Origin of the sequence: Mesorhizobium sp. M0676 (genome assembly GCF_040320535.1) — a bacterium.
Taxonomy (GTDB): domain Bacteria; phylum Pseudomonadota; class Alphaproteobacteria; order Rhizobiales; family Rhizobiaceae; genus Mesorhizobium.
Genome location: NZ_JAMYPU010000011.1, coordinates 19,142 through 31,686 on the forward strand (window position 1 = coordinate 19,142; position 12,545 = coordinate 31,686).

The window sequence follows — 12,545 nt, forward strand, 5'->3', positions numbered from 1 at the left end:
AGCGAATTTTCATGGACACACAAGATTTGCTTGCGCGATTTTGGCGGTTCATGCAAAGGCTCTGGCACGAGTGGCGGTGTAGGAATGCGGGTCGGCGACCAAGGATTGAAATCTGCGCAAGGTCTTCTCCGATAGCCGGTTCGGCTTTCGAAGTGTGCGCAAAGGGACGGCCCATGCTGGAAAAAAACGGCCTGGCAGCGCATAACGCCGCTGTTGTCGACGAGGCGATCATCTCGCGCCGTTCAGTGCGCGCCTTCCTGCCCGACATGGTCGATGACGAGACGATCCGAGCCATTCTCGGCGTCGCCGCGCGCGCGCCTTCGGGCACCAATATGCAGCCTTGGCGGGTCTATGTCGTCAAGGGCGAGGTCAAGCAGCAGATCACCGATGCCATCCTGAATTCCGGTATCCGCGCCGAAAAGGCCGATTGGGACGAGTATCGCTATTACCCCACCCAGTTCTTCGAGCCGTATCTCACCCGCCGCCGCGCCAACGGTTTCGGGCTCTATGGGGCACTCGGCATCGGCCGCCGCGAGGTCGACAAGATGCGCGCCCAGCACGACCGCAACTTCGTCTTCTTCGACGCGCCGGTCGGCATGATCTTCACCATCGACCGGCGGCTGAACCAGGGCTCGTGGATCGACTACGGAATGTTCCTGCAGAACATCATGGTGGCGGCGCGAGGCAGGGGCCTGCACACCTGCCCGCAGGCCGCCTTCGCGCCCTATCACCGGCAGATCCGGCCGGTGCTCAACATCCCCGACGAGGAGATCGTCGTCTGCGGCATGGCGCTCGGCCTCGAGGATACGTCGAAACCCGAAAACGACTTCCGCACCGACCGCGTGCCGCTGGAAGAGTGGGTGACGTTCAGCGGCTAGGCCTCGGCTACCGGGGCCTTATTCCACGTTCATCTGCGGGCCATAGCCGCTGACATGGGCGCCGTCCTGCGGTGTCAGTCTGAGATAGGCGATCAGCGCGCACAGCGTGATGACGCCCTCGACCACGAACAGGATGCGGAAATCGTTGGTCACCGCCGGCCCGCCGCCAGCCAGGAACGACAACAGCGCCGCCGCCAGGCCGACGCTGATCGCCACCCCCAACTGCCACAGTATGTAGAAGAGCGCGCTGAAGCGGGCGAGCTGGTCGGGCGCGATGTCGGAATAGGCGAGGTTGCCGGTCGAAGCCCACTGCGCCGAGCGCAGAACGCCGAAGGCGAAGATATAGGCTAGCACAATCCAGACCGGCGTTGTCGCCTCAATCAAGGCGAAGCCCGCTACCATGGCAGCAACGATCGGCGTGTTGACGACCAGCACGCGGCGAAAGCCGAAACGGTTGAGCAGGCGCGGCATGAAGACACGCATGATCAGCGAGCCGATTGCGGCGACGAAAGTCAGCGATCCCGCCTGCACCGCGCTCATGCCGAAGCCGAGCTGGAACATCAGCGGCAAAAGGAATACGACCGAGCTCAGGCCGATCGTGTCCAGCCCACCACCGGTGAGGAAGGAGATGCGAAAGGTGCGGATGCGCAGGAGTTTCAGGTCAAGCAAGGGGTTGCGGGCGCGCAGGCAGTAGAAGGAGGCAAGCGTCAGGATGACGATCGCCAGCGCCAGCTCGGCCGCGATCATGCTGCCGGCGGCGTCTTTGGCCGCAAGCGAATCCATGCCGAAGACCAGCAGGACCATGCCGCCGCCGACCAGCAGGAAGCCCGGAAAATCGAACGGCGTGCGCACCGGCTTGGTGACCGTCGGAAACAGCGAGGCGGCAAGGACGGCGGCCGCCAGCGCGAACGGCACGTTGATGAAGAAGATCCAGCGCCATGAAATGTAAGTCGTCAGCGCGCCGCCGACGAGCGGGCCGACCAGCGGTCCGGACTGGCCGGCCAGTGAGATATACATGTTGATCTTCAGCGTGCGGCTGCGCGGGAAGGTCGACAGGATGACGACCTGGCCGAGCGTCCCGATCAAGGCGCCGCCGAAGCCTTGCAGCGCGCGGGCGCCGACCAGCGTCCAGATGTCGTTGGACAATCCGCACAGCGCCGATGACGCGGCGAACACCAGCAAGGCGAAGCAGTAAACGTTGCGCAAGCCGAAGCGGTCGGCGGCCCAGCCGCCGAGCGGCATCGAGATGATCAGGCTGGCGACATAGACGGTGATCAACAGGCCGAGCTGGCTCGGCGGCCGGCCGAGGCTGTCGCTGATACCGGGCAGGGCGGTGACCACGACATTCTGGTCGAGGCTGGTCATGAACACGCCGCAGGCGACCGTCAGCGGCAGCAGGAGCAAGGCTCTGGCCGACACATCGGCGCGATCCGTGGCGCCGGCGGATAGTGATGCGGTCATGGGGATGTTCGAACCAAACGAGGATGCCGACTCTAAAGAAGGGGTTTTCAGACCCCCTTTGGACCGTTGGGCGGCCACGTTTATCCATCATGAGCGTCTAGCGCGGGATTCTCTAGCGGCAGAGCCGGCTGGCCTTGATGCCAGTGGCGGAAGGCGGGACGGCTACTGCACCTCGTAGCCGACTTCCTCGCTGGCATGGCAGAGCGCCTTCCAGAACGAGCGGGCGAAGGAGCGGAAGACATAGATGTCGAACTGGTCGGCGCCGGTGCGCTGGATCTGCGCAAAGACGTCGTGATGGGTGGTCGAACGGCCGGCGCCGATCGGGAAGGCGGGCAGCGCAAAGTCGATGGCGAAGAATTTCGCCAGCACCCATTCGGCCTTAGGACCGGCGATGCGGATAGCGGTGCGGCCATGCGACAGGTCGGTGATCGTGCCGATTACCGGGGTTACGTCCCCGGCAAAACTCGCCGCCAGGCCCTCGGCATCGTCGACGACGGTGAATTTTCCAGGCGCGAAACCGAACACGGCCTTGCCGTCCTTGGCGAGACCGCCGCCCGCGCCATCGGGCAAATCGAGGCCGGTGACCTTCCGGATCGCTTCGATCAGCTGCTTTTCCGCGCCCGGCCATGCGGCCAGCTGCAGGATCGAGCCCGGCCTGGTCTCGGTCAGGATGACATCGACGCCATGCTCGAAATTGCCGTGCGAACCCGGATGGAACACCGGCTCGAGCGGCGAGAGGCGCTCGGGTGATTGGCGTTCGGGTGATTGGCGCTCAGCCATGCATGCGGCTCCCGTCCGGGTCGTAGAAATGGTTGGAGACGATCTCGACGGGCCCGAACCGCTTGCGCAGCGGATCGGAGACGAATGCCCGGGTACCATGGCGCGCCTTGCCGCCTTCGACCAGGGCCAGCGCGATGTGCTTGCCCAGCGCCGGCGAATAGCAGCAGGCGGTGATGTGGCCGATGGAATCGTGCGGATTGGCTTCGTCCAGTTCCTCGACGAGGTGGGCTCCGCCATTGAACGGCCGATTGTCGAGCGAGACCAGGCCGACCAGCTGCAGCCGCTCGGGCGCGATCAGGCCTTCGCGGTCCATCATCGCCGAGCCGATGAACGGCTTCTTCTTCGACAGCATCCAGTCGAGATGCAGGTCGCGCGCCGTAGTGCGCCCGTCGATCTCCGCGCCGGTGACATGGCCCTTTTCGATGCGCATCGTGCCCAACGCCTCCAGCCCGTAGGTGACCAGGCCGAACGGCTTGCCGGCTTCGACAAGGGCTTGCCAGACATGGGTGCCGTAGCCGGCGCCGCAATAGACCTCGAAGGCCATTTCTCCGGAGAAGGACAGCCGGCAAATCATCACCGGCACGCCTGATATCTCGCCGCGCACGATGCCCATGAAGGGCAGGGCCGTGTTGTCGACGGCGGTGCCGGTGACACAGGCGGCGAGGATGGCCCGCGCCTTCGGCCCGCCGATGGCCGCGCCCGCCCATTCGTCGGATACCGAGGTGACATGCACTTTGAGTTCCGGCCAGATGACGTCGAGGAAATATTCCAGATGCTGCATCACCTTGCCGGCGTTGGCCGTGGTGGTCGTCATCAGGAAATCCTGTTCGCCAAGCCGCCAGGTGGTGCCGTCGTCGAAGGCCAGCCCGTCCTCGCGCAGCATCAGGCCGTAGCGGGCCTTGCCGACGGGGAGGGTAGAAAACATGTTGGTGTAGACGCGGTCGAGGAATTCACCGGCATCCGGTCCCTGCACGGCAATCTTGCCCAGCGTCGAGACGTCGACAATGCCGGCACTTTCGCGCGTCGCCCTGGCTTCACGGACATAAGCCTGCTCGACCGTCTCGCCGGCAAGGCCGTAGATCATTGGTCGATACCAGAGCCCGGCGGAATACATGGTCGCACCATTGGCGAGGTGCCAGTCATGCATCGGCGTCAGCCGCTCGGGTTTCAGATCGCCGAAACGCTCGGCAGCGAGCGAGCCAATCGACACCGCGGAGTAGGGAGGGCGGAAGCGGGTCGTGCCGACTTCGGGGATCGGTTTGCCCAACGCCTCGGCCATGATGGCGAGGCCCGGAACGTTGGAGTTCTTGCCCTGGTCGGTCGCCATGCCGAGCGTGGTGTAGCGCTTCAGATGCTCGACGGAGACAAAACCTTCGCGATGCGCCAGCCGCACGTCTTCGGCAGTCACGTCATGCTGGAAGTCGACGAAGCTTTTTCCCTTGGCTTTGATCTCGAACACCGGCGCCGGATCGGGGTTTCCCGGGGCTGCTTCGACATCCGGCAAAGCTGCCGGCGCAGCCGCTCCGCCCGCGGCGGACAGGCCGGCTGCGCGGCCCTCGGCAATGGCTTCGACGGTGGAAAAGCCGCCGTTGAAGGCGCCCGCACCAATCCATTGCTGATTTGGCCAGCGATGTTGCGTCGGTTTCGGCGGCAGGAAGGCCTGGCGGGCAGGGTTCCACTCGGCTCTGGCGCCGGCCTGGCTGGCGAGGTGGATGGTCGGCGACCAGCCGCCCGACATCAGCAGGCTATCGGCGTGGATGCTGCGGGCGTCACCGCTGAGCGCGCCCGAGTTCATGTCGAAGCGCTGCACCTTCAGGCCGGAGAGCGCCTTGCCGCCCTCGGTGGCGACCACGGCATGGCCGGAGAGGATTTCGGCTTCGGCCTCGGTGGCGAGGCTGCGCATTTCGGCCGAAAGCTCGGGGCGCACATCGATGATGGCGACAATACCCGCGCCGGCCTTCTTCAGCGCCAGCGCCGAGCGATAGGCGCTGTCATTGTTGGTGAACAGCGCGATCCTGTCGCCGGGCAGCACGCCATAATCGTTGGCATAGCGCTCGGCGGCATGCGCCAGCATGACGCCTGGCCGGTCATTGCCGGGGAACACAAGCGGCCGCTCGAAAGAGCCGGTGGCCAGCACCACCGTTTTGGCGCGGATCGCCCAGTAGCGATGGCGCGGCTCGCCCTTGCCAGGCGTTTCCTTGTGGTCGGTGACGCGCTCGAGTGCCGCCAGCGTGTTGCCGTCGTAATAGCCCCACACCGTGGTGCGCGGCAGCAGGCGGACCGTGTCATGGCCTTCGAGTTGGCTGACGGTGCGCGCCGCCCAGTCGGCGGCCGGCGCGCCGTCGATGGCCTCGCCGGACCAGTTGGCCGAGCCGCCGAAACGCGGCTCGAGTTCGGCCAGGATGACCCGCGCGCCCTGGTCGGCAGCGGCCTTGGCGGCCGACAGGCCGGCCGGGCCGGAGCCGACCACCAGCACGTCGCAAAACGCGTTCATGCGCTCGTAGCGCGAGGTGTCGGCCGCAATACCGGCGCGGCCCAGGCCGGCGGCGCGGCGGATGAAATGCTCGCAGAACATCCAGAATCTGGTGCCCTTCAGCGGGCCGAAGACCGGACCCATGAAGGTCTTGTAGTAGAAGCCGGCGGCCAGGATCTTGCCGCCGAGCTGGTTGACGGCGTTGATGTCCCAGGCGAGCGAGGGAAAGCGGTTCTGGCTGACGGCCACCAGCCCGTCATAGATCTCGACCATGGTTGCGGCGATGTTGGGCTCGCGCACTTCGCCGCGCAGCACCGTCACCAGCGCGTTCGGTTCCTCGACGCCGGCCGAGAGCAGGCCGCGCGGGCGGTGGTATTTGAACGAGCGGCCGAAAAGCGTGACGCCGTTGGCAAGCAGCGCCGAGGCCAGCGTGTCGCCGCCATGGCCGGTGTAAGGCGTGCCGTCGAAGGTGAAGCGGATGGTGCGCATGCGGTCGACGCGGCCGCCGGTCTCGGTGCGGCGCGGGCTCACGACTTGCCTCCGGCCTTGTGCCGGGCGGCGGCATTGTGGTCGCCGCGGGCGAAACCGGTGCTGGAAATCTCATGCGTGACCGTGTTGCGCACCATCCTCAGATGGGTGCGGCAGCCGCCCGAATGCTGCCAGATCTCATTGTGGTCGCCGGCCGGGTTCAGCCGATCGTAGACATAGGCGTTCCAGGCGTCGAGGTCCTGCGAGTTGGGCTGCGGGCGCTCGCGGTTGCCGTCGCCCTGATAGGTGAACTCGATGACGTCGCGCGGGCCGCAATAGGGACAAGTGATAAGCATTTGTTTGAACCCTAATGCAGCCGGGGCGTTGCGCCCTGGCCCTTGTCGTCGATCACCAGGCCGCGATAAAAACGGTCGAGCGTGAACGGCGCGTTGAACGCGTGCGGTTCGTCCTTGGCGATGGTGTATGCGAAGCACCAGCCCGAGGCCGGCGTGGCCTTGAAGCCCCCATAGCACCAGCCGCAGTTGAGATACATGCCGGGCAGCGGGCCGGTGGTGATGATCGGCGAACCGTCCATCGACATGTCGCAGACGCCGCCCCAGGAGCGCAGCATGCGTACACGCGCAAGGCCGGGAAACAGCGCCAGCATCTCGCTCATCACCTCATCGACGATGGGCAGGTTGCCGCGCTGAGCGTAGCTGTTGTAGCCGTCGATATCGCCGCCATAGACAAGGCCGCCCTTGTCGGACTGCGACATGTAGAAATGACCCATGCCGAAGGTAAGCACCGTGTCGATGAAGGGTTTCAGCGATTCGGTGACGAAGGCCTGCAGTACATGGCTCTCGATCGGCATCCTGTCGATGCCGGCAAGCTGCATCACCCGTCCGGTGCTGCCGGCAACGGCCACGGCGACCTTCTTGGCGCGGATCTCGCCGCGCGTCGTCTGCACGCCGGTGATGCGGTCGCCGTCGCGCAGGAAGCCCGTGACCTCGCAATTCTCGACGATGTCGACGCCGCGGCGGTCGGCGCCGCGGGCATAGCCCCAGGCAACCGCATCGTGACGGGCGGTGCCGGCGCGCGGCTGCATCAGGCCGCCGACGATGGGAAAGCGCGCGGAGGCCGACATGTCCAGCGCCGGGACCAGGCGCGCGATCTCGGCGGTGCTCATCAGCTCGGCATCGACGCCGAGATGGCGCATGGCGTTGCCGCGCCTTGCCAAGTCGTCGAACTGGCCCGGCGTGTGAGCCAGATTCAGGCAGCCGCGCTGCGAGAACATGACGTTGTAGTTGAGGTCGTGCGAAAGGTTCTCCCACATCTTCATCGAATGTTCGTAGAAGCGGGTGTTGGACGGCAAAAGGTAGTTGGAGCGCACCGCCGTGGTGTTACGGCCGACATTGCCGGAACCCAGCCAGCCCTTTTCCAGCACCGCGACATTGGTGATGCCGTGCTCCTTGGCCAGATAGTACGCCGTCGACAGGCCGTGGCCGCCGCCACCGATGATGATGACGTCATAGGAAGCCTTGGGGTCGGGCTTGCGCCAGGCCGGCTTCCAGTCCTTGTTTCCCTTGAGCGCGTTAGTGAGAAGCGAAAGGGCTGAATATTCCGCCATTCTTCATGTCATCCCTAGAGCATGATGCCGAAAAGTGTGAAGCGGTTTTCGGACGACATCATGCTCTATATCTTTGATTTTTAGAGCCGGATGATTTCAGGTCCAACAGACCTGAAGCCATCCGGCTCGGGTGCGATGCGGCAGACTATAGAGCAGGCGGCGTGCGCAAAGCCAAGATTGCGCCATGGCTTTTCGACTGGCCGACTCCCGCAAGGCGCCCAACTGTCATGACTTCGCCACGACTTGCCCCACGGGATGAGCGTCTCTATCAAGGACCGCTTTAGAGGCGGCCTTTGCCGCCCTTTGAGTCGCCACCATTATGTTTTTTCGCTTCTTTCGCCTGATCCTGGTCCTAGCGCTCGTTGCCTTGGCGCCGCATTCGTTCGGCGCCATGGCGCAGGGGCTGGGCCAGGCGCCTGCCGGGCTGGTCGCCGACCAGCAGAAAATCCTGCAGGGTTTGACGACGAAGACCGACGCTCTGGAGAAGAAAGTCCAGGAGGACGGCGTCGACGACACCACCCTTGTCGAGATCCGCCTGCAGCTGGAAGAGCTGTCGCGCGCTGCGCTGAACAGCGCGCTGGCGTTCCGGTCCCGGCTGGGGGAGATCAATTCGAGGCTTGAGCAGCTTGGTGCGCCCCCGGCTGCCGGACAGCCGCCTGAACCGGATATCGTTACCGGCGAGCGCCAGGCGCTGGCGTCGGAAAAGGCGGAGATCAACGCCGTCATCGCCGGCGCGCAGAACCTGTCGATCCGCATCAATGCGCTGATCGAGAAGATCGGCAATATGCGCAGCGAGCTGTTTCGCAGCGGGCTGACCAAGCGCTATGTGCTGTCCGATGCACTGAGCCCGCAAGTGTTTTCCGACGCCAGGGACGAATACGCCAATTTTTACAGGGCGGTGTCGTCCTGGCTGAGCTTTGCCTTCAAGTTCAAGTTCCAGGCGATGCTCGCGGCGACCCTCATGGCGCTCGCGTTGGCCGTGGTGCTTCTGGTCGGTGGGCGCCGCCTGTTTGGGCGCATCTTCGAGGCCGACGCGTCGGTTGAAGATCCGACGTATCTCAGTCGCCTGTCGGTGGCGTTCTGGTCGACCTTGCTGCCGACGCTGGCGGTCAGCGCCTTCCTCGCCTCGACGGTGTTCCTGTACAATTACTACAATGTGCTTCGCGGCGACATAGGCGTTTTCCTCAACGCTCTGGCAGCCGTCATCGCCATAGTGTTCTGTGTCAACCGCCTGACCAATGCGGCGCTGTCGCCCAGCATGCCGAACTGGCGCCTGATCCAGGTCGAGACCGGCCCGGCGCGTTGGCTGGTGCGGCTGACGACGGCCATGGCAGTCGTCATCGGCATCAACAATTTCCTGTCGATCGTCAACGACAAGATGGGCTCGCCTCTGTCGCTGACGGTGGCCAGGAGTTTTGTCGCCACCGTGATCGTCGGGGTCATCCTGATCCTGATGGCGCTGCTGAAGCCTTACAAGGACGTCGCTGGGCGCTGGCGCCGCTGGCCGGCCTGGCTGCGCTACACCTGTGTCGCGCTCGGCCTGTTCACGATTGCGGCGGCGCTGTTCGGCTATATCGGTCTTGCCATCTTCGTCTCGTTGCAGGTCGTGGTCACCGGCACCATCCTGCTCACCGCCTATATCGGCTTCCTGTCGGCGCGCGAGATCGGCGAGGAGGGTGGTTTCGCCGGCACGTCCATCGGGCGCTGGCTGAAGACCAATTCCAGCTATGAGGACACCGCGCTCGACCAACTCGGCCTCGTCGTCAGCGTCGCCATCAACCTGATGATCGTGCTGGTGTTCCTGCCGCTGATCCTGTTGATGTGGGGCTTCCAGCCCGGCGATATCCAGGCCTGGGGCTATAAATTGGCGACAGGCGTCACCGTCGGTTCGGTGACGATTTCGGTCACCGGCATCCTCACCGGCATCGTCGTCTTCATCATCGGCTATTTCCTGACCCGCTGGTTCCAGGGCTGGCTCGACGGCTCGGTAATGGCGCGCGGCAAGGTCGATACCGGCGTGCGCAACTCGATCCGGCTGGCGGTCGGCTATGCCGGCGTCGCGCTCGCTGGGCTCGTCGGCATCTCGGCGGCGGGCATCGATCTCTCCAACCTGGCGCTTGTTGCCGGCGCACTTTCGCTGGGTATCGGCTTTGGCCTGCAGAATGTCGTGTCCAACTTCGTGTCCGGCCTGATCCTGCTCGCCGAGCGGCCGTTCAAGGTCGGCGACTGGATCGTCGCCGGCGACACATCAGGCACGGTCAAGAAGATCAGCGTGCGCGCCACCGAAATCGAGACCTTCCAGCGACAATCGGTGATCCTGCCCAATTCGAACCTCATCAACAACGCCGTCGGCAACTGGACGCACCGCAACAAGCTCGGACGCGTGGAGATCAAGGTCGGGGTCGCCTATGGCAGCGACGTCAAGCGGGTACACGCGGTCCTGCTTGAGATTGCGCGCGGCCATGCGCTGGTGCTGAAGAACCCGGAACCCTTCGTGCTGTTCACCAATTTCGGGCCGGCAGCACTCGAGTTCGAGATCCGCGTGTTCCTGGCCGATGTGCTGAACGGCGCCATCGTTCAGAACGATATCCGCTTTGCCGTTCTCGATGCTTTTGACGCCGAGCACATAGAAATCCCCTCGACGCCGCGCGCCGAGGTCAAGGTCAAGAAGACCGACGCATGGCCGATCGACGACGACAAGATCGAGGTCGAGTTCGCCGAGAAGGAGCAGGCGGAGGCCAGAGCCGCCGCCGAGGCGAAGCGGCTGGCCAAAACTGGTCGCAAGGCCCGCAAACCCGATCCCAGCTAAGGCCCCAAGCTCCTCCCAAACCAATTGCGGCATGAATGCGGCATTCAGTTGCGGTTCAGCTTGCATCTCATATAAGCTCACATGCAAAGGCGAGAATGCCTTGCGAAATGCAACAGAGGCGGTGTGGAAACACCGATATTGCAAAATGTGGAAGTCGCTCGTCGTCGCCATCGCTCTTACCGCAGCGAGTGGCTCGGCCTTTGCCGCCAGCGCGGTCAACAAGGATGCTGAGACCCGTACGCTGATCGTGACGGAAGGCGGCGGCAAGACGGAGTTGGCGCTGGCCGCTGGCGAAACCGTGGAATTCTGCCCGAACGGCTGTTTTGTCACCTTGCCCAATGGTGACCTCGAGGCCCTGACCGGCTCGGAAACGGTCGAAATCTCGGGTGGCGTTGCCCGCATCAAGTAAGTCGGCAGGCAAATGTAGTAGAGGCCGGGCAATGCCCGGCCTTTTCTCGTCTACGGCAACGGTTGCTTAACGATGACGAGGGAAATACCCCGGCGCATATCCGTTGCAACCAGACGTTTTAACGTTCGTTGCGCCGTTGCTCGCTATGCCGGATACCAAGACGCCGAAACGTGGCGCGACGGGTTTTTGAGCTGGGCAGGAAAGATATGGATGCGCGGTCGGACAAGAACGCAATCCCGCTTGCGGTCGACCTCGACGGCACGCTGATTGCGACCGATCTTCTTTGGGAAGGCTTGTTCATCCTGCTCAAGAAGAATCCGCTCTATGTTTTCCTGGTTCCGTTCTGGCTGGCCGCCGGCCCGGCGCGGCTGAAACAAGCGATTGCCGACCGCATCGACATCGATCCGGCCTCGCTGCCCTATCGCGAAGCGCTGCTGCAGCGGCTGCGCGCCGACCATAGCGACGGACGCAAGATCGTGCTGGCGACCGGTACGCCACGCAAGTTCGCCGAGACAATCGCCGCGCATCTGGGCGTCTTCGACTATGTGCTGGCGACCGACGGTCCCCACAACATGACCTCGGGCCGCAAGCGCGACGCGCTCATCGCCGCCTATGGCGACGGCGGTTTCGACTATGCCGGCAACAGCCGGCACGACCTCAAGGTTTTCGGAGCCGCACGCAACGCCATCGTCGTGGCGCCCGACCGCCATGCGAGGCGCTGGCAGGCCGCGCATAGCGCCGAAAGGATGCCGGCGCCGAAAAGGACATTGAAGACATTCGTCAAGATGCTGCGGGTGCATCAGTGGCTGAAGAATTCGCTGATAGCGGTGCCGATGGTGCTGTCGCATGAATACTTCAACATCAACATGATCTGGCAATGCCTGCTGGCGTTCGTCGCCTTCAGCGCCGTGGCTTCCGCCATCTACATCCTCAACGATTTCTTCGACCTTGCGCTCGACCGCAAGCATCCGACCAAACGCAACCGGCCTTTCGCCAGCGGCGCTTTGTCGATCCCGTTCGGTCTCGGCGCGATGGCCGCTCTGCTGACGATCGGCATCGCCGCCGGGCTTCTGTTGCCGACCGAGTTCCTGGGCGTGCTCGCCGGCTATCTGGTGGTGACCACAGCCTATTCGCTGTCGTTCAAGCGCATGCTCCTGGCCGACGTACTGACGCTGGCCGGGCTCTACACAGTGCGTGTGCTGGCAGGTGCTGCGGCGACCGGGGTCGAAGTCTCGTTCTGGCTGCTTGCCTTCTCGATTTTCTTCTTCCTGTCGCTGGCGCTGGTGAAGCGCTATGTCGAACTGCGCACCACAGCCATTCCGGTGGGCGAGCGCATTGCCGGTCGCGGCTACCGCATCGAAGATCAGGAGATCGTCGCCCAGGCGGGCATGGCGTCGGCCTTCTCCTCGGCGCTGGTGCTGGCGCTCTACATGGACAGCGTCTCCGTGCGCGAACTCTATCCGCATCCCTGGCTGGTCTGGCCGCTGGCGCCGATCGTGCTGTATTTGACCATGCGGGTCTGGATCCTGGCGCGCCGCAACGAGATGAATGACGATCCGGTCATCTTCATCATTCGCGACTGGCGAAGCCAGATCGTCGTGGTGATCGGCGCCGCCCTTCTGGTCGCGGGAGGCTGGTAG

At 64.1% G+C, this 12,545-nt stretch carries 9 protein-coding genes; 4 read left to right on the plus strand and 5 right to left on the minus strand.

Annotation, left to right across the window (positions count from 1 at the left end):
• Positions 1–173 precede the first annotated feature (173 nt).
• A complete protein-coding gene (locus NKI35_RS14160; RefSeq protein ID WP_023670762.1) occupies positions 174–878 on the plus strand; it encodes a nitroreductase in 705 nt (234 codons plus the stop codon).
• Between the two features lie 18 nt (positions 879–896).
• On the opposite strand, the gene NKI35_RS14165 is transcribed toward NKI35_RS14160, so the two are convergent.
• The 5 genes from NKI35_RS14165 to NKI35_RS14185 all read right to left on the minus strand — a co-directional run bounded on the left by NKI35_RS14165 (position 897) and on the right by NKI35_RS14185 (position 7,687).
• Entirely contained in the window at positions 897–2,339 is a 1,443-nt protein-coding gene (locus NKI35_RS14165) for an MFS transporter (protein WP_352740479.1), read from the minus strand.
• A 162-nt stretch (positions 2,340–2,501) separates the two neighbouring features.
• The gene (locus NKI35_RS14170; protein WP_352740481.1) at positions 2,502–3,119 is read right to left on the minus strand and encodes a sarcosine oxidase subunit gamma; all 618 of its coding nucleotides are present in this window, start codon (positions 3,117–3,119) and stop codon (positions 2,502–2,504) included.
• The gene (locus NKI35_RS14175; protein WP_352740483.1) at positions 3,112–6,123 is read right to left on the minus strand and encodes a sarcosine oxidase subunit alpha; all 3,012 of its coding nucleotides are present in this window, start codon (positions 6,121–6,123) and stop codon (positions 3,112–3,114) included. The genes NKI35_RS14170 and NKI35_RS14175 overlap by 8 nt, the downstream gene beginning before the upstream one ends.
• Positions 6,120–6,416, minus strand: coding sequence for a sarcosine oxidase subunit delta (locus NKI35_RS14180; protein ID WP_023670367.1), 297 nt, complete (start codon positions 6,414–6,416; stop codon positions 6,120–6,122). The genes NKI35_RS14175 and NKI35_RS14180 overlap by 4 nt, the downstream gene beginning before the upstream one ends.
• 11 nt (positions 6,417–6,427) lie before the next feature.
• A complete protein-coding gene (locus NKI35_RS14185; protein WP_352519662.1) occupies positions 6,428–7,687 on the minus strand; it encodes a sarcosine oxidase subunit beta family protein in 1,260 nt (419 codons plus the stop codon).
• A 319-nt stretch (positions 7,688–8,006) separates the two neighbouring features.
• Here NKI35_RS14185 and NKI35_RS14190 point away from each other — a divergent pair, with 319 nt between their 5' ends.
• The 3 genes from NKI35_RS14190 to NKI35_RS14200 all read left to right on the plus strand — a co-directional run bounded on the left by NKI35_RS14190 (position 8,007) and on the right by NKI35_RS14200 (position 12,545).
• Entirely contained in the window at positions 8,007–10,496 is a 2,490-nt protein-coding gene (locus NKI35_RS14190; protein WP_352740485.1) for a mechanosensitive ion channel family protein, read from the plus strand.
• A gap of 145 nt (positions 10,497–10,641) precedes the next feature.
• Entirely contained in the window at positions 10,642–10,905 is a 264-nt protein-coding gene (locus NKI35_RS14195) for a hypothetical protein (RefSeq protein ID WP_023670370.1), read from the plus strand.
• A gap of 206 nt (positions 10,906–11,111) precedes the next feature.
• Positions 11,112–12,545: a UbiA family prenyltransferase gene (locus NKI35_RS14200; protein ID WP_352740487.1), complete on the plus strand. Its 1,434-nt coding sequence runs from the start codon at positions 11,112–11,114 to the stop codon at positions 12,543–12,545.

What these genes read in the sequence shown, in the direction of transcription:
- NKI35_RS14160 (WP_023670762.1), top strand. Translation starts at nt 174, where the DNA reads ATGCTGGAAAAAAACGGCCTGGCAGCGCATAACGCCGCTGTTGTCGAC.
- NKI35_RS14165 (WP_352740479.1), bottom strand. Translation starts at nt 2,339, where the DNA reads ATGACCGCATCACTATCCGCCGGCGCCACGGATCGCGCCGATGTGTCG.
- NKI35_RS14170 (WP_352740481.1), bottom strand. Translation starts at nt 3,119, where the DNA reads ATGGCTGAGCGCCAATCACCCGAACGCCAATCACCCGAGCGCCTCTCG.
- NKI35_RS14180 (WP_023670367.1), bottom strand. Translation starts at nt 6,416, where the DNA reads ATGCTTATCACTTGTCCCTATTGCGGCCCGCGCGACGTCATCGAGTTC.
- NKI35_RS14185 (WP_352519662.1), bottom strand. Translation starts at nt 7,687, where the DNA reads ATGGCGGAATATTCAGCCCTTTCGCTTCTCACTAACGCGCTCAAGGGA.
- NKI35_RS14190 (WP_352740485.1), top strand. Translation starts at nt 8,007, where the DNA reads ATGTTTTTTCGCTTCTTTCGCCTGATCCTGGTCCTAGCGCTCGTTGCC.
- NKI35_RS14195 (WP_023670370.1), top strand. Translation starts at nt 10,642, where the DNA reads ATGTGGAAGTCGCTCGTCGTCGCCATCGCTCTTACCGCAGCGAGTGGC.
- NKI35_RS14200 (WP_352740487.1), top strand. Translation starts at nt 11,112, where the DNA reads ATGGATGCGCGGTCGGACAAGAACGCAATCCCGCTTGCGGTCGACCTC.